The organism is Massilia arenae, from assembly GCF_008014745.1.
Taxonomy (GTDB): domain Bacteria; phylum Pseudomonadota; class Gammaproteobacteria; order Burkholderiales; family Burkholderiaceae_D; genus Telluria; species Telluria arenae.
In genome coordinates, this window is the sequence record NZ_VPFD01000015.1 from 208,619 (window position 1) to 231,169 (window position 22,551).

The following is a 22,551-nucleotide window of genomic DNA, read 5'->3' on the forward strand; positions in this document are numbered from 1 at the left end:
GCAAGGCCTTCAGTGGAACCTGGATCAACGAGAAATGGCCACGGATCTATACAACAAGGTGATCGGCCTTAGTATTACCCCAGCGCCAGCCTCGAACCAATTATTCGGTCGACTTTATGTCTGCGCCTTGCGATCTGGCCAGTGAAAAGTAATCAGGCCGTAAAATGTCCAGATGCGAACTCCGCCGCAAATGTTATTGATTTCGATTCTACTCGCGGGCTGCTGGAACTCAGTCGAGAATCAAGCCAGCAAATTGGGAGCGCGTGAGTTCAATGCTCAGACATGGGCGACCGCCACAGACCTGCAGCGAGGAGAAATGACCGCATCGCTGCTGAAAAAACACGATGTAACCTCGTACCATAGAAAAGAGATTGTAGCGCTGCTGGGTGAACCAACCGGCTACTACGACTACGACACCAACCCTGCTTATTTCGTTGGACCCACTACGGTCGAAAGTATGTATGGAAAGGGTTACCTACTGGTCTTTTTGACAGACAAGAGCAATGGCGACGTCGACAGCGTGATGTTCTTCCCGGAGGTCGAGTAGCGTCACAGCTAGCCTACATCTGCCTGAACAAATGCGCATACACGGGACTCACCCGCGGCTTGTCCGCCCGCCCGCGCAGGTTCAAGGTCACCTTGCCCATATCGTCACGCCCCGCACTGATCACGCACGCCATATTCACCACCATGCTACGGCTCACCTGCCGGAACCGGTCCGGATCGAGCTGCGGCAGTAAATCCTTCAGCGGCACCCGGATCAGCGCCTCGCCGTCCGCCGTCGCCACGTTCACGTACTTGTCGACCGCCTGGAAGAACACGACGTCCGCCACCGGGATCATGCGCACCACGTTGCCGACCGCCGCCCGCACGGTGGTCAGGCGCTCGCTTGACGCTGCCGCCGGCAGCAGCGCCTGGAGCTGGCCGAGCAGCTGGCCCAGCGCGTCCGCATCCGCGACGCCCGCTGCTGGCGCATACCGCGCATCGACCAGCGCGCGCAGGCGCTCCACCGTCTTGCCCAGCCGCCCCGCGCTGACCGGCTTGAGCACGTAGTCGACCGCGGCACGCTCGAAAGCCTCGACCGCGTAGTCGTCGAAGGCGGTCACGAACACGATGTGCGGGAACGGCTGCGGCCCCTCCCAGCGCTCGGCCAGTTCCTCGGCCGCCTCCAGCCCGGTCTGGCCCGGCATGCGGATGTCGAGGAACAGCACGTCCGGACGGAGCGCCAGCGCCTGCTCCACCGCCACGAGGCCATTCGGCGCCTTGCCCACGATGTCCAGTTCCGGCCACAATCCCTGCAAGGTCTTGGCCAGGGTAGCTGCGAGGATCGGTTCGTCTTCTGCAATCAGGGCGCGGGTCATGCGGTGGTCTCCAGGGGAAGGGTCAGTCGGGCCAGCGTGCCTTGTGGCGAGGCTGGCGTCAGGGACATCGTCGCGCGTTCACCGTACAAGGCCTCGAGACGCTCGCGGGTAGTCGATACGCCCACCCCGCTTCCGCGCCGACTAGACACCTGCATCAGGCCCAGTCCGGTGTCGCATACCTCGATCATCAGGCTGTCGCCGGCCACGCTGGCCTTGACGACGATCTCGCCGCCATCGACCTTTGGCTCCAGCCCGTGCACGATCGCGTTTTCCACCAGCGGTTGCAGCAACATCGTGGGCAGGCGCGCCGTCTTCAGTTCGGGCGGCAGCTCGATGCGATAGGCCAGCCGCTCACCCATGCGCACGCCCATCAGGCCCAGGTAAGCGTCCATCGCCGAGAATTCCTGCTCCAGGGTCGTGCTCTCGGCGCGCGAGACGCTCAGGGTGGCGCGCAGGTACTGGATCAGCTGGTCGAGCATCTCGCTGGCGCGGTCGGGGTCGATGGCGATCAGGCCCTGCAGGTTGGCCAGCGTATTGAACAGCATGTGCGGCTCGATCTGGGCCTGCAGCAGACGCAGTTGCGCCTGCAGGGCCTGGCGCTCGATGATCTCGGCGCGCAGCCTTGCCGCAGCATGCTCTTCCTCGATGCGGCGCAGGCGCTCGCGGTATCTCACCAGGACGACCATCATCATGGTGCCCAGCATGGTGAACAAGACCATGCTCATGCGGGCGGGCGTCGGATACTCGGCCAGCGTCGGCGTGGGGATCCCGAGCATCATACCGCCGACGCGCAAGCCCGTGAAGTGCGCCACCGGCGCCGTCGCAACGGCCAGCGCCAGGAAAGGCGCCCATTCGCGCACGCCCCAGCCGCGCCGGTCCCACCATAGCAGCCGGCCGCCGTTGACGATGGTGAAGGCAACGATGCCGATGACGATCGACACCACCAGATTTTCGACGAAGTGCCCGGACACCAGGCCGATGAAGATCGCCAGCACGGCACTGACCGCGATCGACAGCGGCAGGTCGGCCAGCAGGCGCCGCAGGCGAGAACGCGGCGCAGGCAGGAGAGATCGGATGGGACTGGACATGCTGGCTCGCTTGACTGAAAGTTAAGCCATTGTGCCCAGCAGGCGGGTGTCCGGCAAGCCGCGTTGCGACGAACCGGAGAAAGGATGGCGCGAAGCGGCTCCGGCGTCGACCGAAGCCGCTTCGCGGCGGCACCTCGAAACGGCGCTTAGAAGCGGTAATTGACCTTCACCGACGCCACCCGGCCGCGCGGATCGCCCTGGGTGTAATCGAAGAACGCGGTCGACGAATCCCACGACGGACGCTTGTCGCCCAGGTTATGCACGATGAAGCTGACGGTGGCCGCCTCGGTCGCCTTCCACGCCAGGTTCAGGTCGAAGGTGCCATATGGCTTGACGCGCTCGCCCGGGCGGGTGGTCTGCTCGTAGCCGTCGACGTAGTTCCACACGAGCGTATTGCTCCAGTCCTGGATGTCCCAGGTCAGGCCCGTCACGCCGCGCCACTTCGGGATCGAACCGAAGTAGTTGTTGCCGGCGCCGTCGGACAGCGGCCGCCCGACCGCCAGCGGCTGTTCGAACGACAGCACGCGGCTCAGTTGCGCGTTCACGGTCAGCTTGCCGTACGCGGCCAGCGGCTGTACGTGGCGCAGGTCGATGTCGAAGCCGGATACCGAGCGGTTGCCCTGGTTCGCATACTGGCGGTAGAGGGTCAGGATGCGGCCCTGGGCGTCGCGCACGATCTTGCCCGGGGCGCTCGCTTCGTTGGCGATGATGTTGTCGGCCGACTCGGTGCCGATCACACCTTCCGTGCGGATGCGGTAGAAGTCCAGGCCCAGGCTGGTGCGGTTGTTCGGGGCCAGCACGATGCCGAAGTTGGCATTGGTCGAACGTTCCGGCGACAGGTCGGGGTTGGCGATCGTCAGGTTGGTGATGCCGCGCGCCTGGGTCGGCGAGATCGGATCGCGCGGATCGACCACGTTGCCGTAGCTGACCGAGGTCGAGTTGGTGATCTCGGGCAGCGACGGTGCACGGAAACCGCGCGACAGCGTGCCGCGCACCAGCAGCCACGGCGCCGCCTGCCAGCGCACGCTGGCTTTTGGCGAGAAGGCGCTGCCGAAGTCGTCGTAATGGTCGCCGCGGCCGGCCAGGTTGACGCTCAGGTCTTTCAGCACCGGCACGTTCAACTCGGCGAACAGCGCCGCCACGTCGCGGCTGCCGTCGATGATGTTGATCGCCGGGCGCAGCTCGGTGCCCGACAAGACCGCGGTGGAGGTCTGCGAATCCATCTCTTCACGGCGCCACTGGGCGCCCACGGCGAAGCCGAGCGCGCCGGCCGGCAGCTGCGCCAGCTCGCGGGTGGCGCTCAGGTCGACGGTGGTGAGCTTCGATTCGGCCGGGCGCAGGGTCGACAGGCGCAGGCGGTTGCGTACTTCTTCGCTGTTATTGGCCTGGTTGACGAAGTCATAGCTGCCGTCGGCCAGCACCTTCTCGAATTCATAGCGGTTGACGAAGTTCTGCACGGTTTCCTTCAGCTCGCTGCCGGAATGACCGACCGAGGCATCGTATTCCCAGCCGCCGGCATAGCCTTTCACGCCGGTCAGCACGCGGAAGAACTCGACGCGGCCCTGCTTCATGCGCGGGCCCAGGTCGAACAGGGTGGCGTTGAACGGCAGCGGCGTGGCGCCGGGATTGTTCGGATGGCCGACCGGCAGCACGACGTTGATATTGTCCAGCTGCTGGGTGCCGTTGTTCCAGGCGCGCAGCCCGGTGCCGACGGTCAGCGGCGCGCTGAAGGTCTGGTCGGCGCGCGAGCGGCCGTACAGCACCTCGGCATAGGCCTCGTGGTCCTGGCCCAGCTTGACGGTGCCGCGCAGCGAGGCATGGGCGCGCTGGATGCCCGGGATCAGGGTCTTGTAGGTGGCCGGGTTATAGGCCAGCACGTTACCGCTGCGGCCCGGGGTGATCTCGCCATAGGGCTGGACCGCCAGCGGACCCGCATTCGCGCCGGATGCACCGCCCAGCCACTGGGTCGGATCGTTGTTGACGTAGTTGGTCGGCACCCAGGCCAGGGTGCCGTTCGGGTTGCCGCGGAAGTCGCTGCCCGCCATCCAGCCCACCTGGTCCTGCTGCAGCTTGTCGCGCCACTGCGCGTCCGCCGAGAACACGACGCTATAGCCATCCTCGACCAGCGAACCGAAGCCGGTCTGCAGGGTCACGCTCTTGTCGTCCTGGCCGGTACCTTCGGTAGAGCGGCCAACCTGGGCGCTGATCTCGGTGCCCTTGAATTCTTTGTAGAGAATGATGTTGACCACCCCGGCGACGGCGTCCGAACCGTAGACCGACGAGGCGCCGTCCTTGAGCACCTCGATGCGCTGCACCGCCGCCATCGGCAGGCTGTTCAGGTCGACGAAGACTTCCTGCAGGTTTTGGGCGGTGGCGTAGGGGCTGACGCGCTTGCCGTTCACCAGGATCAGGGTGTTCTTCTGGCCCAGGCCGCGCAGCGACAGGCCAGCGGTACCTGCCGAGAAGCTGCCGGTGAACTGCTCGTTGTAGCTGTTGCCGCTGTTGGCAGAGATCGAGCGGATCACGTCGGCGATGCTGGACTTGCCGGTGGCGGCCAGCTCTTTCGTCGAGATGAACTGGACGGCGCTGGCGCCTTCCTTCTGGGTGGTACGGATGTTGGAGCCGGTGACGACGACTTTTTCGATGTCCTGGGCGGTGGCGTGTTGCGAGAATGCGGCGGCGAGCGCCACGACGATAGCGAGTGGTTTGTGCATGGTATTCCTGGTGGTGGTCTACCCGCGGGCGGCGCTCAAGGCCCCGCAGCGGGCGTGCGCTCCCTGCCCCATCCTCGATGGACGGGTGCGGAAGACGGCGATATGGGTCAGGCGATCAGTGGCGGCGCATTCGACAGCATGCCTCGACCTTGCCCGGCATGAGTGCCGTGCGGGTTCGTGGAATGCGGTGCTGCGAATGGGTCATGGCTGATTGATCGTTGAATTACGGTGGAAGACGCATAATACCGGGCGGAAATGCTATGCCAAACGAATAAATAAATACAAGCTTATGCAAATCGCCATCGAAACGCGCGGTCGACCACGCAATTGACCGCACTTGCCCAACATGTCATATTGCAATTTTTTCCACCTCAAGGAAGTCTACGCATGCGTCATCTTGTCTCTGCCCTCGGCTTCAGTGTCGTCCTCGCCGGCTGTGCAGTTCAGGCCGAAGCGCCACGCGCGGCCGCACATTCGGCGCTGACCGCCCAGATTTCGGCCGACTCGCTGCGCGGCCACCTGTCCTTCCTTTCGTCCGACCTGCTGGAGGGCCGCGGTACACCATCGCGCGGCGTCGACCTGGCCGCCGAATACATCGCCGCCCAGTTCCGCCGCGCCGGGCTCGAAGCGGCGGGCGATGACGGCTACTACCAGACCGCCAACTGGCAATACGCCAGGCGCGGCGAAAAGGACATCACGATCACGGTCACGGCCGGCGGCAAGACCATCGAGGTGCCGCTGGACGGCGCCTCGGCCAACTTCGTCGATCCGGTTACCCTCAAGAACACGCCGGCCGTGTTCATGCAATGGCAGGCGGCGCTGGACGACAAGAGCGCGGCCAACGGCAAGGTGCTGGTCGTGCCCGCGGCGGCGATTCCCGGCGCGGCCGCCACCCTGCAATCGAAGCTGCAGAGCAAACCTGCGCTGATCGTGATGATCGACCGCGAACGCCGCCACGGCCGCACCCAGGGCGGCTGGCTGATCGATCCGAGCCAGCCGGTGGCCAAGGACGGCCCGCCGGTCGTGCTGCTGCACGCGGCCGACGTCGCCGGCACGCTCGAACAGGGCGGCGCCAGCGTGGCCGCCAAGGTGGTGGCGCCGACCGTCAGCCCGCTTAAGCTGCGCAATGTGATCGGCGTCCTGCGCGGGTCGGATCCGCAACTCAAGAGCACCTACGTCATGCTCAGCGCCCACTACGACCACCTTGGCATCCGCGACGGCGAGATCTATAACGGCGCCAACGACGACGGCAGTGGCACTGTGTCGATGATCGAGATCGCCGCGGCCATGGCGGCGCAAAAGGAGCGCCCGCGCCGCAGCATCGTGTTCGTCGCCCTGTTCGGCGAAGAGCTGGGGCTGCTGGGATCGCGCTATTACGCGAAGAACCCGGTGCTCCCGCTGAAGGACACGGTGATGAACCTGAACCTCGAGCAGCTGGGCCGCACCGATGACAGCGAGGGCCCGCAAGTGGGCTCGGCGACCATGACCGGCTTCGACTACTCGACCGTCGGCACGACCCTGCAGCGCGCCGCCGGCAGCACCGGCATCCGCTTCTGGAAGCATCCGACCAATAGCGACCGCTATTTCGCGCGCAGCGACAACCAGGCGCTGGCCGACGCCGGCGTGCCGGCCCACACGCTGGCGGTGGCCTTCGGTTTCCCCGACTACCACGGCAAGGACGACACCTGGGACAAGATCGACTACGACAATATGGCCCGCGTAAGCCGCATGATCGCCGTCGCCCTGCAGGACATCGCCAACGACCAGGCCAAGCCGGCATGGACTGACGTCCCCAACGCCGCCAAGTACCGCGAGGCGGCGCGCGCGCTGCACGGCGCGCCTTGACGTCAGCCTCCACGTGATCGCCAGCCTGTCGATCCGCCCAGCCGGCGCGCCCGCGCCTGTGCAGGTCGACAGCATGCGGCTGCTCGCCGGCAGCGGCGCCGAAGGCGACCGCCATCTCGACCCACTCTCCCCACGCCAGCTACTGCTGGCTTCCTGTACCAGCTACGCCGCCCTTCTGCTCCCGCCGCAGGCGCTGCGCGAAAACCTCCTGCTCGACGACGACGTCGACCGCCTGCCTTCCGGGACGGTGCTGCAGATCGGGGACGAAGCGAAGGTGCGCCTGATGTTTGCCTGCGAAGCGTGCGGACGGCTCGACCTGCATGGCGAGCGGCTGGCGGCCAGGATCGGCGCCCGGCGCGGCGTACTGGCGCGCGTGGTCGAGGGCGGCGTCATTCGTCCCGGCGATCCGGTGCGCGATCTCGGCCAGGGCTTCGCATCGTGGCCGGACGACTGGCGCCTGCGCATCGCCCAGGTGCTCGACGCCCTCCCTGCTGGCGCCGTGGTCGAATACGCCCAGTTGGCCCGTCTGGCGGGCATCCAGTCCAGCTATTGCCGCGCCTTTCCACGTCTGCTGCGCGGGCTAGGCGCCGCCTACGCGCACAAGGCCGTCGCGGCGCGCACGCTCACTTCCCAGCCGCGCTGGACGGGTGCAGGCCTGTTCGATCATGACGCGCTTCCGCCTTCCCGCCCAGGATCTCCTCGCTGATCCATGCCTTGACGGCCGCCGTATCGAAAATATTCCCACTGAAGACCCGGCTCGGACGATGCGGAATATTATCCCCCCGCTCGCGGCCGTCACGCGTCACGACCGGCACTTCGATCACGCCATTCTTGCTCGGCAGCGGCGCCCCGAACCCGGTGCCGGTGCGCGAGTCAACCGACGTCTCGACGCCCACCTGCTCGACGCCCGGGAACCGTTTCAGTTCATCGACGAACACCATGCACGCGCTGGCGCAGTTGTAGTCGGTCAGCAGCAATACCCTGGCCTTGACCGGGTTGACTGGTTCCCTTGCCGGTTTCGGGATGCCGCGCGCATTGGGCGGCGTGACGAAGACCGTCTTCCCGGCCTCGACGGCCTGGCGATACTTGACGTAGCCTTTGTCGAACACCTTGCCGTCGACAGGAGGTATGAGCTCGCCGGTCTCGGCGGCTTTGTCGGCGGCAAAGAACGCCATGATCTCGGGCGTAGTCCGGTAGACGTGCGAGATCTCCAGGCGCGAACGGGCGTGATAGTCGGCATACTCCTTGCCATACAGCGCGCGAAGGAAACCCATGAACCACTCATAAGAGCCGCCGCCGTTGCCACGCACGTCGAGGACGATGACGGATTTGTCCCGCAATGCCGGCGCATCGGCCATGAGTTGTTTGAACGCCTTGCCTTCGGCCTGTGTCTGCATGTGGAATATACCCATGCGCACCCAGGAACCATCGGCGCCGAATGGCGTGACGCCCGTGACCCGGTCGGTGAATGCGATCGCGCTGCGCATATCCGCCGCAAACCTGCTCGCCGCGACCGTCTGCCAATCGAGGGCGACGTCGCGGCCGCCGATCCGGCAGCTGCGCGGTCGCGGCACGAAGGGGCTGCCGGCGTCCCGGAAGACCAGGGGCGCGGCCCGCACCTTGGTCGACTCCACGCCGGCGATCAGCTGTTCGTAGGTGGCGACACGGCCCACCAGCGCATCCATCGGCTGGCCGTCGCATTGCTTGATCTCCTGCCCGGCGAGCTCGCTGCCCTGGGTGGCCACGAGGTAGCGGCCGCCACGATAGGCTGCCATGAAGCCAGGCCACTGGTAGGTGGACGGAGTCAGCGTATGGCGCAAGACCAGATGCAGGTCCTGGAGGGAGCCGACGAAATGGCCAAGCGCGTGGCGATAGCCGGCGTAGCTGTCGACGCGCATGGACTCGGCGTCGAACGTGCGCCGCGCCGTGGCCAGCTTCGCGTTGAAATCGCCGTTCGCCGGGTAGACAGCGGAGATGGATTGGCGCTCGATCCAGTCGTTGATGAAATCCGCGTCCGCCCGTGCCATCGCGGCCCAGGGATTCTGCGGGGCCGCCGCAAGCGCGAGCGACGCGTGCAGGCCGCACAGACCGAAGGCAAGCGCCTTGATCGCGTGAGGCAGTGATAACGTGCTTGTCATGATTCCTCGTTGCTGTCGATGGAAGTACATCGCAGCAAGAGTTTTACCATGTCCCGGTCGCTTCGAATGGATCGCCAATTGCGATTGTGTGTCGCAGATCGTGCGCTACCGCTGCGACGGCGCCTTCGGCTTGAGCCGCGCAACACCCAGGATCACCAGCGCCAGCCCTCCCAGCTGGTAGATCGACAGCGGCTCTCCCAATAGCAGCCATGCTGCGAACAAGGTCAGCACCGGCCCCAGATTGCCCACCGCCGCCGCCTGCGCCGCGCCCATGCGCCCGATCGCCAGCGCCAGCCAGTAGATCGGCAGCGCGGTCGACACCACGGCCATCAGTGCGCCATTGAGCCAGACCGTCGGCGGCAGCGCCGGCAGCATGGCCAGGTCGCCAGCCGCCACAAAGTGCCCCAGCACGAAGATGCACGAGGCGCTGCCGGCCAGGCCGGCCAGGCGCATGGAGCCGATCCGGCCCACGAGCGCGCCGGTGCCGAGGTAGTACAGCGCATAGGTCACGGCGCTGGCGAATACCCAGGCCGAGCCCACCATCACGTCGCGGCTCCAGCCGGTCACCTGCAGGTCGTGCACGAAGCCGATGCCCAGGCCCAGATAGCAGATGGCCAGCGCCTGCAGGGTGCGCGCCGAAGGCCGCTGGCGCGTGAGGGCAACCTGGAACAGCAGCACCAGGGTCGGATAAAGGTAAAGGATCAGGCGTTCCAGCCCGGCGGTGATGGTTTCGAGCCCATAGAAGTCGAACAGGCTGGAAAGATAGTAGCCAAGAAAACCCAGCACGGCGATGTGGATGCCGTCCTTGACGGACAGCGGCTCGGCGTCACGGTCGCGCGCCAGCCAGGCCAGCCACAGGAACAGCGGCAGCGCGAAGCCCATGCGCAGCGCCAGCAGGGTCAGCGCATCGACGGGCGCCGCCGCATAACCCAGCTTGACGAATACCGCCTTCATGCTGAAGCCGACGGCGGCCAGCACCGCGTACAGGCGGCCATCCTGCGACCAGCTGCGCAAACGTACTTGGGTGGGACTCATGATCGGGCTTCGGTGGCAAAGACCTTATTCTGCCGAGAAAGCTTCCACGTTAGAATGCGTCAATCCTGGACCAGGCCTTCGCGTTTCGAGAAACCCATGCACTTCGACCTCACCGATCTTCGCCTGCTGCTCGCCATCGCCGACGCCGGAAGCCTGAGCAAGGCCGCCGAGCGCTTCCCGATCGCCCTGTCGGCCGCCAGTAACCGCCTGCGCGGCTTCGAGGACGATTGCGGCATCGCCGTCTTTACGCGCTCCGCCAGCGGCATGACGCCGACGGCGGGCGGTCGATTCATCCTCGAGCGCGCCGCGCGCGTGGTCAGCGAGGCCGACCAGCTGCGCGACACCGTGCGCGAACTACGCGGGCCGCAGCGCGGGGCGGTGCGCCTGGCCGGCACCACGGTGGCGATCAGCACCTTCCTGCCGGCGGCGCTGGGGGTGTTCCTTGCCGATCACCCGTCGGTCGACCTGCAGCTCGAGGAGCGCACCAGCCGCGACATCCTGCAGGCGGTGCGCGACCGCGACATCGAGATCGGCATCCTGGACGGCAACGTGGCTACAGGCGACGTGATCTCGCTGCCGTTTCGCACTGACCGCCTGGTGCTGCTGGTGCCGAACGGCCACCCACTCGAAGAACGCACGGACACCCGGATGCGCGACGCCTTCGAGTTCTCGTTCGTCTGCCTGCCGGCCGAGCGGCCGATGCAGCACTTCATCGAGTCGCGCGCGGTCCAGAGTGGGCGGCCGCTCAAGGTGCGGGTGCGGGCGCCCAGCTTCGACGCCATCGCCCAACTCGTTGCACAGGACGCAGGCATCGCCATGCTGCCCGAGGCCGCGGCAAGCCGCTTTGCACGCGAGCTGCCTGTTGGCATCGTGCTGCTCGACGAAACCTGGGCCAATCGGGAACTCCGGGTGTGCTTCGCCGATCCGACTACGCTATCACCGCATGCCGAAACGTTGTTACGTTATCTAGCGCACAGCCGATGAGTGTTGGAAATGTTGTAATGCTTTCGTCGCGCACGATTGCGGTCGTAGCGTGAGTCAAAGAATTAGCAGTAGGTGTAAGCTAAACGACAACATTTATTTTAAGGAGCACACCATGAAAACCACCATCGCCCTCTCCGCCCTCATGCTGTCCGTCGCCGTTCTGGCCACCGGCTGCAACAAAAACGACAATATGGGCCCAGCGCAAGAAGCCGGCGCCGCCGTCGACAATGCCGGCCGCGCCGTGGCCAATGAAACCCGCGAAGGCGTGGCCGCTGCCGACGCCGCCGCCGAGCGCGCTGGCGACCGTATCGAAGCTGCCGGCGACCGCGCCGAAGCCGCTGCCGACCGCGCTGGCGACCGCATCGACAACGCCACCGCCGAAGTGCGTCAGGAATCGCGTGAAGCGGCCGCCGAAGCCAAGGATGCCGTCAGCGACACCACCGCCGCTGCTGGCCGCAGCGTCGAACGCGCTGGCGAAAAAATGCAGGACGCTTCGAAATAATCGTTCAGCGTCATCGGCATGAGCCAGCCGCGTGGCCGGGTAACCGGCTGCGCGGCTCGTCGTTCTTCTCGTCCTCGCCCTCGTCCTTCCAGGCACTCATCGTCGCCTGTCTCTGCATCGCCTCGTCCGTATCGCACGCCGCACCGCAGTTGCCCTCGCACCATCTCGACAATGGCGTAGTACACGCGCGTGTCTCGGCAGTGGCCGGCGGTCGGCTGCTGTCGTTCGCACTGGCCGGCAAGCCCAATTTCCTGCTCATCGACGAAGCCGCGGGCGACTACGACACGGCGCCGGATGCGGCCTCTGGCCACGTCCCCTACCAGGGGCACGAGGTATGGATTGGACCGCAGCGCGATTGGTGGGCCTACCAGGACGTCAATCCCGCGCGCGCCGCGGCGAAAGCTGCCTGGCCACCGGATCCCTGGTTGAGCCTTGCGAAGTACACACTGGTGGAAAAGAAGCGGGACAAGATCGTACTCGACGGTCCGGCCAGCCCCGTGTCCGGCATCCAGCTGCGCAAGCGCTACGCCCTGGTCGCAGGCAAGCCGGACAGCCTGCGGCTAGACGCCGAGGCGACTAACCGCAGCGGCAAGCTGGCGGGTCGCGACATCTGGTTCAATACGCGCGTGCCGGCGCACACGATGGCCTATGTGCCGGTGGCGGCGCGGGAAGACGTTCGGATCGAGCCGGCTGGAGCGCTGCACTTCACGCTGGGCGGCGGCCTGCTGTCGCTGGATTTGCCGATGCCGGGTGACGCCCCACGCAAGGGCAAACTGTTCGCCCAGCCGTCACACGGATGGCTGGCGGCGTTCCGCGATGGCCAGGCGCTGGTGATCCAGTTCGCCCACCAGCCTCGCGCCGCGATCCACCCGGCCCAGGGCCAGGTCGAGCTGTACCAGGACGCCGACGCGCGCGCGGCGGACAAAGGCATGCTGGAGCTGGAAGTGCACGCGCCCTATGTCGAACTGGCGCCCGGCGCGGCGATGCGGGCGTCGGAACATTGGACCATCCTTCCTTACGACGGCCCAGCCACCCGCGACGCCCACCTCGAGTTCCTGCGCCGGCATGCGGCGCACCTCGGAATATCACTCCCGTAAGAACGGCGTCTCGGCCACGCCCTTGACACCGGGACGCAACAAGACCACGGCGCCGGCATCCCCACCAGTGCCCGGATCGATCGACGTCACCAGCAGCAGGTCGAGATCCGGCCCGCCGAAAGCGCACATCGACGGCTTGGCCATCGGCAGTTCGATCTCGCGATCGAGCTTGCCCGCCGGGGTGTAGCGCTGCACCACGCCGCCATCGTTGGCGCAGGTCCAGTAGCAACCGTCGGCATCGACCGCGGCGCCATCGGGCCGGCCCTTCTGGCCGTTCAGGTCGAGGAACACCCGCTGGTCATGCGGCAGGCCGGCGTCGACGTCGTAGTCGAAGGCCCAGACCATGCGGCGCTGCGGGTGGGAGTCGGACAGGTACATCGTCTTCCCGTCCGGCGACCAGGCCAGTCCGTTCTGGGTCAGCATGTTCGAGACCACCGGCCCATGCAGGCCGTCACGGCCCGAGTAGCGATACAGCCCGCCGACCGCGCGCGCTGCCCCCATGTCCATGAACATGGTGCCACTCCAGAAACGGCCCTGGCGGTCGCAACGGCCGTCGTTGAAGCGCATGCCCTCACCCAGCTCCGCCGCTGGGGGCGCGGCCAGCCGGCTGGCGCCGACCGAGCCGTCGTCGTTCAGGTCGAGATGGAAGATCCCGCTTTCCATCCCCGCCACCAGTCCGCCGCCGCTGCTGCCGGCAATGCAGGCCACCATTTCCGGCGCCAGCCAGCGGCGCAGTTCCCCGCTGGCGTGGTCGCGCCGCCAGATGCGGCGGGCGGGAATGTCGACCCAGTACCAGGCCTGTTCCCCCGCATGCCACATCGGGCTTTCACCGGTCGCGCAATGCACGCCGGCGACGATTTCCATTTCCATCGACATCCTTACAGGTCCTTGATTTCACGGTGCTGCGGCACCAGCGCCTTCATCACGCACCAGGCGACCAGGTAGGCCAGCGCGCAGATCGAGAACATGATCATATAGCCGGTCGACAGCTGGCCCAGCGCGCCATAATGATCGAACAGCCAGCCACCGAGCTTGGTCAGCAGCACGCCGCCCAGGCCGCCGGCCATGCCGCCGATGCCGACCACCGAGCCGACGCTGTGTTTCGGGAACATGTCCGACACCGTCGTGAACAGATTGGCCGACCAGGCCTGGTGGGCCGAGGCGCCGATGCCGATCAGGATCACGGGAATCCAGAAGCCCAGGTAGCCCAACGGTTGCGCCAGCAGCACCACCAGCGGGCACAGCGCGATCAGCAGCATGGCGCGCATGCGGCCATGGTAGATGTCGGCGCCGCGGTTCAGGAAGTAGGTCGGCAGCCAGCCGCCGCCGATGCTGCCCACCATCGTCATGCTGTACAGGACCGCCAGCGGCAGGATCATGGCGGTGGCCGACATGCCGTATTGCGCCGACATGTATTTGGGCAGCCAGAACAGGAAGAACCACCACACGCCGTCGGTCAGGAATTTACCGGCGACGAAGGCCCAGGTCTGGCGGTAGCCGAGCAGCTTGAACCACGAGCTTTTCGCCACTTGCGTATTGTCGACCGCGGCTGGGCTGACGCCGGCGTCGCTGTTGATGTAGGCCAGTTCGGCCGCGCCGACGCGCGCCGAGCGTTCCGGCACGTCGTACAGCCAGATCCAGATTCCCATCCAGACGAAGCCGATGGCGCCAATCACGATGAAAGCCGCCTGCCAGCCCCAGAACTCGGCGATCACCGGCACCGTCAGCGGCGCCAGGATGGCGCCGACGTTGGCGCCCGAATTGAAGATGCCGGTCGCGAACGAGCGCTCGCGCTTGGGGAAGTATTCGGCGGTGGCCTTGATCGCGGCCGGGAAGTTGCCGGCTTCGCCGATGGCAAGGATCGCGCGACCGATCATGAAGCCGGCGATCGACACCGGCACCACGGCCAACCCGATGGAGGTGAACACGGTATTGACCGCCTCCCCGATCCAGATCGCGTAGGCGTGGGCGATGGCGCCGAGCGACCAGACGACGATGGCCACCACGTAGGCGCGCTTGGTGCCCATGCGGTCGATCACGCGGCCGGCAAACAGCATCGAGATGGCGTAGACGAACTGGAAGGTGGCCGCGATGTTCGCGTAGTCGGTGTTGGACCAGCCGAATTCGGCGGACAACATCGGTGCGAGCAGGCTGAGGACCTGGCGGTCCAGGTAATTGATGGTGGTGGCGAAGAACAGCAGTGCGCAAATCGTCCAGCGATATTTGCCCACCACCGTCTGCGCCGGTGCGAGGTCGATGACTTGCTGATTCATGGTGATCAGTTCTTTACAAGTTAAAACAGCCGGTGTCTCCCCCGGCTGGTGCTGCGACAGAAACTTAAGGCGTTACGCTTTCCCTCCAGCTTGCAGGGTGCCGTCCTGCAGGCGCGCGAGACCCAGCGGATTCTCATCGCGCAGCGCTTCCGGCAGCAGATTGGCAGGCAGGTTCTGGTAGCACACCGGCCGCAGGAAGCGGTCGATCGCGCTGGCGCCGACCGAGGTCGTGCGGCTGTCGCTGGTGGCCGGGAACGGGCCGCCGTGGACCATCGCGTGCGCCACTTCGACGCCGGTCGGGAAGCCGTTGAACAGCACGCGGCCCGCCTTGCGTTCCAGGATCGGCAGCAGTGCGCCGGCAACGCCGTGGTCCTGGGCCTGGGCGTGGACGGTCACGGTCAGCTGGCCGTGCAGCGCCTCGGCCGCCTTGAGCAGCTGATCGGCGTCCCTGAAGCGCACCAGCACCGCGGCCGGGCCGAACACTTCGTCCTCGAGCGCCGCGTTGCCCAGATAGGTAGCGGCATCGCACACGTACAGCGCGGCGCGCGCGGCGCAACCGGTGCCCTGCTCGCCGCCCTGGGCGACCAGCTGCAAGCCCTCGACCTGGCCGAACTTGGCCACGCCGGTGTTGTAGGCCTCGTGGATGCCGGCGGTAAGCATGGTGCCGGCGCCCTTGCCTGCCAGCGCTTCGCTGGCGGCCTTGACGAAGGCGTCCAGGTCGGCGCCTTCGAGCGCGAACAGCAGGCCCGGGTTGGTGCAGAACTGGCCGACGCCCAGCGTCAGCGAATCGACGAAGCCTTGCGCCAGGCCGGCGCCGCCGGCCTGCAGCGCGGCCGGCAGCAGGAACACCGGATTCACGCTGCTCATTTCGGCGTAGACTGGAATCGGCTCGGAACGGCCGGCGGCGGTGCGCATCAGCGCGGTGCCGCCCTGGCGCGAACCGGTAAAGCCCACCGCCTTGATCGCAGGGTGCGCCACCAGTTGCTGGCCGACCGTGCGGCCATCGCCGTACAGCATCGAGAACACGCCTTCGGGCACGCCGGCTTCTTTCGCCGCGCGCTGGACGGCGCGGCCGACCAGTTCCGAAGTGCCCGAGTGGGCGGCATGGGCCTTGACCACGACCGGGCAGCCGGCCGCCAGCGCCGAGGCGGTGTCGCCACCGGCCACCGAGAACGCCAGCGGGAAGTTACTGGCGCCGAACACGACCACCGGGCCGAGGCCGATCTTGCGCAGGCGCAGGTCGGGACGCGGCGGCGTACGGTCAGGCAGCGCGCTGTCGATCGTCGCATCCATGAAGTAACCGTCGCGCACCACTTTCGCAAACAAGCGCAACTGGGTCACGGTGCGCATCCGCTCGCCTTCCAGGCGCGCCTGCGGCAGGCCGGTTTCAAGCATCGCGCGCTCGATCAGTTCCGGGCCCACGGCCAGGATCTGCTCGGCGATCGCTTCCAGGAAGCGTGCGCGCTGTTCGAGCGGCAGCGCGCGGTAAGGGTCGAATGCCTGGCCAGCCAGCGCGCAGGCGCGCTCGACGTCGTCGCCGGTCGCCTGGCCGAAGCCCGGCTCCAGGTTGGCGCGGGTGGCCGGGTTGAAGCCGAAGGCCTCGCCAGCGGTGCCGCGCACGCACTGCTGGCCAATGATCATTTCACCGAGAATCGTCATGATCACAGCACTCCGTTCTTCTTGAGCAGGTCGAGCAGCATCGCGTCTTCTTCGGCGGTCAGGTCGGTCAGCGGTGGACGCACCGGACCGGCGCCATGGCCGACCAGGCGGGCGCCGGCCTTGACGATGCTGACGGCGTAGCCGGCCTTGCGGTTGCGGAGCTCGAGGTAAGGCAGGAAGAACTCGTCGATCAGGCGGTTGGTGGTGGCGAAATCGTCGTTGGCGGTGGCGTGGTAGAAGTCCATCGCCAGTTGCGGCACGAAGTTGAACACGGCCGACGAGTACACCGGGGTGCCCAGGGCTTTATAGGCGCCGGCATACACTTCCGCGGTCGGCAAGCCGCCCAGGTAGCTGAAGCGGTCGCCCAGCTTGCGCCAGATCGAGACCATCAGTTCGATGTCGCCGTTGCCGTCCTTGAAGCCGATCAGGTTCGGGCAGCGGTCGGCCAGCTTGGCCAGCGAATCCGGGGTCAGGCGGCAGTTGGCGCGGTTGTAGACCACGACGCCGATTTTCACGGAGCGGCACACCGCTTCGACGTGGGCGATCAGGCCGTCCTGGCTGGCTTCGGTCAGGTAGTGCGGCAGCAGCAGCAGGCCCTTGGCGCCCTGGCGCTCGGCTTCCTGGGCATGCGCGATGGCGGTGCGGGTCGGGCCGCCGCAACCGGCCAGGATCGGCACCACGCCGGCGCAGGTGTCGACCGCGGTCTTGATGATCTGGCCGTATTCCTCGCCATGCAGCGAGAAGTATTCGCCGGTGCCGCCGGCTGCGAACAGCGCGGTCGCGCCGAACGGCGCCAGCCATTCGAGGCGTGCGGCATAGCCTTTTGGATCGAACTCGCCCTGCGCGTCGAAGTCGGTGATCGGGAAGGACAGCAGGCCGTGCGACAGGACTTGCTTGAGTTCATTTGGTTGCATTGCTAAGGTCTCCGTTGGTCTAGGTGTTGGACGAAAAAGAAGTGCGATGAATCATGTTGTAAGTCATCGTACAACCTAAAATCAGCAAGGGCAAGCAAAATGTGATGCGAATGTCAGTTCAGGGAGCTTTCCAGGCGGCGCTGTGCCTGGACCAGTCGCTCGCGGCTATTGGAGAGATGGGTGCGCATCGCCGCACGTGCGGCTTCGGCATCGCGGCGCTCGATGGCGCGGAAGATATCGTCGTGCTCGCGGCTGACGCGCTCGAGGAAATCGGCCGGCTTGTCCTGCTCCAGCTTGGGCGTATCCAGGCGCGCGCGCGGGATGATCGCATTGCCCAGCTGCTCCAGGATATCGACGAAATAGCGGTTGCCGGTTGCCTGCGCGATCAGCAAATGGAAGCGCTTGTCGGCCCCCACCGCCGACCTGCCGTCGGCCATCGCCTGCTGCATCTCGAGCAGCGCGCCGGCCAGCTCGTCGACCTGGTTCTCGCTGCGGCGGCCGGCCGCCAGGCCCGCCGTCTCGGTCTCGACGCCGATGCGCAGTTCGAGGACGGACAGCACGTCGCGCAGGGTCAGGATGTTCTCGGCATCGAGCCCGAGCCCGGCCTGCTGGCGCTCGATCACGAAGGTCCCGATGCCGTGCCGCGTCTGCACGTAGCCGGCCGCCTGCAGGTGCGAGATCGCCTCGCGCACCACGGTGCGGCTGACGCCGTGCTGGGTCATCAGCGACGATTCGGTCGGCAGCTTGTCGCCCGGCTTGAGTGTGCCCTGGCGGATGGTGCCACTGATGTGTTCGACCACGCCTTGGGCGAGATTGCGGTGCTTGCGTTGTGGCAGATTCATGGCGATTTGCTGGTGAAAGATGAGGGAATTATACGCGGATGGATAGTTGATGCCACAGTCATCAGACATCTTATCTCTCTCGCATGAGCTCAGGTTCAGTACCGGTATAGCCACCTTGCAGAATTGGCCCGACCAAACTAGAATCGTCTATCAAAAAAACATCAGGAGACTTCATGCCGTCCGTTCGCCTCACTCCCCTGCTCTCTCTACTGCTGGCCGGCGCCGCCTGGTCCGCGCCAGCGGCGCACGACCGCGTGATCCTGGTCGGCGACTCGACCATGGCCAGCAGCACCGGCTATGGCGACGCCTTGTGCGCCCGTCTGACACCCGAAACCGCCTGCCTGAACCTGGCGCGCGGCGGGCGCAGCTCGGGGAGCTTTCGCGCCGAAGGCCGCTGGGATGAGGTGACGGGCTTGCTGCGCGATGGCGCAGGCTACCGCCGTACTTATGTGCTGATCCAGTTCGGCCACAACGACCAGCCGGGCAAGCCCGGTCGCTCGACCGACTACGCGACCGAATTCCCCGTCAATATGACCCGTTACGTTCAAGAAGCGCGCGCGCTCGGCGCTGTGCCGGTGCTGGTGACCCCGCTCACGCGCCGCAGCTTCAGGCAGGGCTATGTACAGGACGACCTGGCGCCCTGGGCCGGCACGGTGCGCAAGATCGCCGCCGCGACCGGCACCCCGCTGGTCGACCTGAATGCCCTGTCGTTGGCCGCAGTCCAGGCCATGGGACCGAAGGAAGCCGACAAGCTGGCGCGCGTCGGCGCCAATTTCGACCATACCCATGTCGGCCCGCTGGGCGCGCAGCGCTTCTCGGATATCGTCGCACGCGAACTGCTGCGCAAAGTCCCGGCCCTCGCCCCGGCGTTCGCGCCAGGCGAGCGCACCGCCGCGCGGGGCGCGGAGTGAGCGGCGTGCGTGCAGTCGCCGCTGCCCTCACCCTTACCGCACTTATCCCGGCCACCTCCCTCGCGGCAGCTCCGATGCCCGGTCCGATCGCCGAGCGCCAGCACGCGCCGGCGGACGGCTGGGCCGCGCAGCAAGGCGGCACCCGCGGCGGCGCCCTCGCCAGTCCGGCCCACGTGTACACGGTGGCCGACCGCGCGCAGCTGGTCGCCGCCCTGGAGGCGCCGGCGCCGGCGCGCATCGTGCGCGTGGCGGCCGCCATCGACATGAGCGAGGGCCGACCTTTCCGCGACCACGACGACCAGGCCGGCCGCGGCGCCGTGCGCATTCCGTCGAACACCACCCTGGTTGGCATCGCCCCGGGCGCCGGCTTAATTCATGCCAGCCTGATGATCACCGGCGTCGAACAGGTGATCGTGCGCCACCTGGCGATCCGCAATCCCTGCGACGTCGCGCCGCAATGGGATGCGCAGGACGGCGCCAAGGGCAACTGGAACTCGGAATTCGACGGCATCACGGTGCGCGCCGCGCGCCACGTCTGGATCGACCACAACAGCTTCACCGATGCGCCCGACACCGACGACCGCGCCCCGATCGAGAACGGCAAACGCAAGCAGTGCCACGATGGCGCGCTCGACATCACCCAGGGCTCGGACCTGGTCAGCGTCACCTACAATCACTTCGCCCAGCACGAAAAGAACATGCTGATCGGCGCCGGCGACCGTTTCACCGGCGACCAGGGACGGCTGCGAATCACCCTCAAGGGCAACCTGTTCGAGCACGTCGCCGAACGCGCCCCGCGGGTGCGCTATGGCCAAGTCCATCTGCTGAACAACTACTATGTGGGCGAGCGCGGACGCGCGGTGTACGGCCACGGCTACAGCATCGGCGTCGCGCATGCCTCGCGTCTGATTTCCGACGCCAATGCCTTCGAGGTGGCCGGTGCGAGCAGCTGCAAGCAGCTGGTACGCGACCCGGCGCGCAGCCCCGGCGTTTTCGTCGACACCGGCTCGCTGCTCAATGGACAGCCGCTGAACGGCTGCCCGCACGGCGGCGACGCCGGCTGGCGCGTCCCCTACCCTTATACGGCGTTGCCAGCGTCGCAGGTGCCCGCTCACGTGCGCGCCAATGCAGGCCCGCGCCCAGGCGCCAGCGCCGGCGCTGGCGCCATCGTGGAGGCCCGCATCGCGCCGGCGACCGGCGCGCCATTCGTGCTGCGCGCCCGGCGCGCCGCCCACGGCGACTGGCAAGGCGCCAGCCTGCAACTGGTCGACGGCGGCAAGACGCTGCAGGTCGAACTGCTGGCCGCACGCGATGGCCAGGTGCAGCGCCTGAAGCAGATACGGCGCCGCACCGTGTCCACCGACATGCCGATGGTGCTGGGCTTTTCCGCCGACGCCGGCCAATTGGCGGCGCTGGTCGATGGCGAACGCGTGACCACCGCCCTGGCCGAGCCCTTGCCGGCCACCCAGCCACTCGACTGGGACGCTGGCGGGCACCGGCTGCTCGACCTGCGCGGCGGCCCCTTCGATGCGGCGCCAGCACGCCTGAGCGCCCAGGTCGCCGAGCGGCGCATCCTGCTGCAGGCCGGTGACCCGGCCGCCGTCATCCCGATTGGCGGCGCCGCCGGCTTCGAGGTAGTCAGCGACGATCCGCGCATTGCCACAGCCAACGTGGCGGCTGACGTCGCGCACGGCGCCGTACGCGTGACGCCGCTCGCGGCCGGACAAACCACACTGACCGTGCGCAGCGCCAGCGATCCGTGGGCCCAGGCCAGCTTCGCGGTAGTGGTCGGGGAGCGCTTCATCGAACCGCGCAGCACCAAGGGCGTAGCAACCCATCCGCAGCTGGACGAGCGTGGCGTGCCACCCGATACGCCGCTGCGCCTGGCCCTGGCGCCCGGCGCCGAACTGACGGGGGAAGGCAGCATCCGGCTGCTGCGCAAGCGCGACGGCCTGCTGGTGGCGGTGGTCCGTCCCGGCGAAACGGTGACCGCCATCGGCCCTGCGCCGCGCCAGCGCCTGGTGCGCCAGCACGCGCTGCGGATCGTCGACGGCGAACTGCGCGCGCGCCTGCCGCAGGCACTCGAGTACGACACCGAGTACGAGGCGCTGGCCGAGGCAAGTCTGGTGCGCGGCGGGGCTTTCCACGGCGCGCGCTGGCGCTTTCGCACCACGCCGCACCGCCCGGTCGGCGACAGCGTGACGGTGGCCACCGAAGGACGGTCGCATTTCCGCACCGTGCAGGGCGCACTCGACTACGCGATGTCGCTGCCGCGCGCGCAGCCGCTCACCATCAATGTGCGAGACGGCGTCTACCCCGAACTGCTGTACCTGCGCGACAAGGATAACCTTACCCTGCGTGGCGCCAGCCGCGAAGCGACCGTCATCCGCGCCGCCAACAGCGACACCCTCAACCCCGGCTCCGGCACCGGACAAGAAGCCGGCACGCCCGGGCTGCTGGGCGGGCGCGCGCTGTTCCTGGCCCAGGACAGCGACCTGCTCGACCTGCGCGACATCGCCCTGCACAACAGCACCCTGCGTACCGACGGCCACTCGCCGCAAGCCGAGACCCTGTTCTTCAGCAGCCGCGATGGGCGCCTGATGGTACGCAACGCGCACTTCCTGAGCGAGCAGGATACGCTGCAGCTGACGGGGTATGCCTGGTTCCACAAGTCGCTGGTGGAAGGCAATGTCGACTTCATCTGGGGAAACAACCGCGCCGCGCTGTTCGAGGACAGCGAGATCCGCAGCATCGGCGACAGCGCCCGTCCGGAGAGCGGCGGCTACATCGTGCAGGCGCGGACGGTCGGCGCCACCGAACCGGGCTTCGTCTTCCTGCGCTCGCGCCTGACCCGTGGGGCCGGGCCGGCCGGCAACGTGCCGGCGGACGGCAGCGCCTATCTGGCGCGCTCGCCCGGCACCGCCAACACCTGGGACAACGTGGCCTTCATCGATTGCAGCGTCGGCCCGCACATCGCCGCCGACGGCTGGCTGCAGCGGCCTGCGCCGAATCCGGCCGAAGGCGGATGGCGCGAATACGGCAACCGGGGGCCGGACGGCCAGGCGCGCAGCTACGGCGGCTTCATGCTCGAGCGCGAACAGGCCGCGCAGCTGTCGAACCGCGCCGCGGTGTTCGTGGGGCGCGGCTGGAACCCGCAACCCTAGGCGGCCAGCACGCGCCACGAGATT

18 protein-coding genes are annotated in these 22,551 nt (G+C 67.1%); 8 read left to right on the forward strand and 10 right to left on the reverse strand.

Annotation, left to right across the window (positions count from 1 at the left end; all coding sequences use genetic code 11):
- Positions 1 to 316: 316 nt before the first annotated feature.
- Positions 317 to 547 (forward strand): hypothetical protein, encoded by a 231-nt coding sequence (locus FVD38_RS26660; RefSeq protein ID WP_147935521.1) that lies wholly within the window; start codon positions 317 to 319, stop codon positions 545 to 547.
- 13 nt (positions 548 to 560) lie between these two features.
- On the opposite strand, the gene FVD38_RS14845 is transcribed toward FVD38_RS26660, so the two are convergent.
- The 3 genes from FVD38_RS14845 to FVD38_RS14855 form a co-directional block, all read right to left on the reverse strand.
- The gene (locus tag FVD38_RS14845) at positions 561 to 1,361 is read right to left on the reverse strand and encodes a LytR/AlgR family response regulator transcription factor (protein WP_147935522.1); all 801 of its coding nucleotides are present in this window, start codon (positions 1,359 to 1,361) and stop codon (positions 561 to 563) included.
- The gene (locus tag FVD38_RS14850; RefSeq protein ID WP_147935523.1) at positions 1,358 to 2,449 is read right to left on the reverse strand and encodes a sensor histidine kinase; all 1,092 of its coding nucleotides are present in this window, start codon (positions 2,447 to 2,449) and stop codon (positions 1,358 to 1,360) included. The genes FVD38_RS14845 and FVD38_RS14850 overlap by 4 nt, the downstream gene beginning before the upstream one ends.
- Positions 2,450 to 2,595: 146 nt before the next feature.
- Positions 2,596 to 5,163 (reverse strand): TonB-dependent receptor plug domain-containing protein, encoded by a 2,568-nt coding sequence (locus FVD38_RS14855; RefSeq protein WP_147935524.1) that lies wholly within the window; start codon positions 5,161 to 5,163, stop codon positions 2,596 to 2,598.
- Between the two features lie 387 nt (positions 5,164 to 5,550).
- Here FVD38_RS14855 and FVD38_RS14860 point away from each other — a divergent pair, with 387 nt between their 5' ends.
- Positions 5,551 to 7,008: a M20/M25/M40 family metallo-hydrolase gene (locus tag FVD38_RS14860; RefSeq protein ID WP_147935525.1), complete on the forward strand. Its 1,458-nt coding sequence runs from the start codon at positions 5,551 to 5,553 to the stop codon at positions 7,006 to 7,008.
- 13 nt (positions 7,009 to 7,021) lie between these two features.
- Positions 7,022 to 7,714 carry an MOSC domain-containing protein gene (locus FVD38_RS14865; protein ID WP_229493685.1) on the forward strand — a complete coding sequence of 231 codons (693 nt, stop codon included), beginning with the start codon at positions 7,022 to 7,024 and terminating at the stop codon, positions 7,712 to 7,714.
- Here the strand turns inward: FVD38_RS14865 and FVD38_RS14870 are convergent.
- Positions 7,632 to 9,146: a S41 family peptidase gene (locus FVD38_RS14870; RefSeq protein ID WP_187271603.1), complete on the reverse strand. Its 1,515-nt coding sequence runs from the start codon at positions 9,144 to 9,146 to the stop codon at positions 7,632 to 7,634. The genes FVD38_RS14865 and FVD38_RS14870 overlap by 83 nt on opposite strands.
- 105 nt (positions 9,147 to 9,251) lie before the next feature.
- A complete protein-coding gene (locus tag FVD38_RS14875) occupies positions 9,252 to 10,181 on the reverse strand; it encodes a DMT family transporter (protein ID WP_147935527.1) in 930 nt (309 codons plus the stop codon).
- A 96-nt stretch (positions 10,182 to 10,277) separates the two neighbouring features.
- On the opposite strand from FVD38_RS14875, the gene FVD38_RS14880 reads away from it, so the two are divergent.
- The 3 genes from FVD38_RS14880 to FVD38_RS14890 all read left to right on the forward strand — a co-directional run bounded on the left by FVD38_RS14880 (position 10,278) and on the right by FVD38_RS14890 (position 12,764).
- Positions 10,278 to 11,165: a LysR substrate-binding domain-containing protein gene (locus FVD38_RS14880; RefSeq protein ID WP_147935528.1), complete on the forward strand. Its 888-nt coding sequence runs from the start codon at positions 10,278 to 10,280 to the stop codon at positions 11,163 to 11,165.
- A gap of 112 nt (positions 11,166 to 11,277) precedes the next feature.
- Positions 11,278 to 11,667: a hypothetical protein gene (locus tag FVD38_RS14885; protein ID WP_123070517.1), complete on the forward strand. Its 390-nt coding sequence runs from the start codon at positions 11,278 to 11,280 to the stop codon at positions 11,665 to 11,667.
- 149 nt (positions 11,668 to 11,816) lie between these two features.
- Positions 11,817 to 12,764: a DUF4380 domain-containing protein gene (locus FVD38_RS14890; protein ID WP_229493687.1), complete on the forward strand. Its 948-nt coding sequence runs from the start codon at positions 11,817 to 11,819 to the stop codon at positions 12,762 to 12,764.
- Here the strand turns inward: FVD38_RS14890 and FVD38_RS14895 are convergent.
- The 5 genes from FVD38_RS14895 to FVD38_RS14915 form a co-directional block, all read right to left on the reverse strand.
- Positions 12,753 to 13,628: an SMP-30/gluconolactonase/LRE family protein gene (locus FVD38_RS14895; RefSeq protein WP_222706928.1), complete on the reverse strand. Its 876-nt coding sequence runs from the start codon at positions 13,626 to 13,628 to the stop codon at positions 12,753 to 12,755. The genes FVD38_RS14890 and FVD38_RS14895 overlap by 12 nt on opposite strands.
- Before the next feature lie 14 nt (positions 13,629 to 13,642).
- The gene (locus FVD38_RS14900) at positions 13,643 to 15,037 is read right to left on the reverse strand and encodes an MFS transporter (protein ID WP_147935531.1); all 1,395 of its coding nucleotides are present in this window, start codon (positions 15,035 to 15,037) and stop codon (positions 13,643 to 13,645) included.
- Between the two features lie 72 nt (positions 15,038 to 15,109).
- Entirely contained in the window at positions 15,110 to 16,696 is a 1,587-nt protein-coding gene (locus FVD38_RS14905; protein ID WP_147935532.1) for an aldehyde dehydrogenase (NADP(+)), read from the reverse strand.
- 2 nt (positions 16,697 to 16,698) lie between these two features.
- Complete coding sequence (kdgD, locus tag FVD38_RS14910) at positions 16,699 to 17,610, reverse strand: 5-dehydro-4-deoxyglucarate dehydratase (RefSeq protein ID WP_147935533.1); 912 nt, start codon at positions 17,608 to 17,610, stop codon at positions 16,699 to 16,701.
- Between the two features lie 113 nt (positions 17,611 to 17,723).
- The gene (locus FVD38_RS14915) at positions 17,724 to 18,452 is read right to left on the reverse strand and encodes a FadR/GntR family transcriptional regulator (RefSeq protein WP_147935534.1); all 729 of its coding nucleotides are present in this window, start codon (positions 18,450 to 18,452) and stop codon (positions 17,724 to 17,726) included.
- 173 nt (positions 18,453 to 18,625) lie between these two features.
- Between FVD38_RS14915 and FVD38_RS14920 the strand changes: the two genes are divergently transcribed.
- Entirely contained in the window at positions 18,626 to 19,363 is a 738-nt protein-coding gene (locus FVD38_RS14920) for a rhamnogalacturonan acetylesterase (RefSeq protein ID WP_147935535.1), read from the forward strand.
- A 74-nt stretch (positions 19,364 to 19,437) separates the two neighbouring features.
- Positions 19,438 to 22,527 carry a pectinesterase family protein gene (locus FVD38_RS14925; protein WP_147935536.1) on the forward strand — a complete coding sequence of 1,030 codons (3,090 nt, stop codon included), beginning with the start codon at positions 19,438 to 19,440 and terminating at the stop codon, positions 22,525 to 22,527.
- The last annotated feature ends 24 nt before the right edge of the window (positions 22,528 to 22,551 follow it).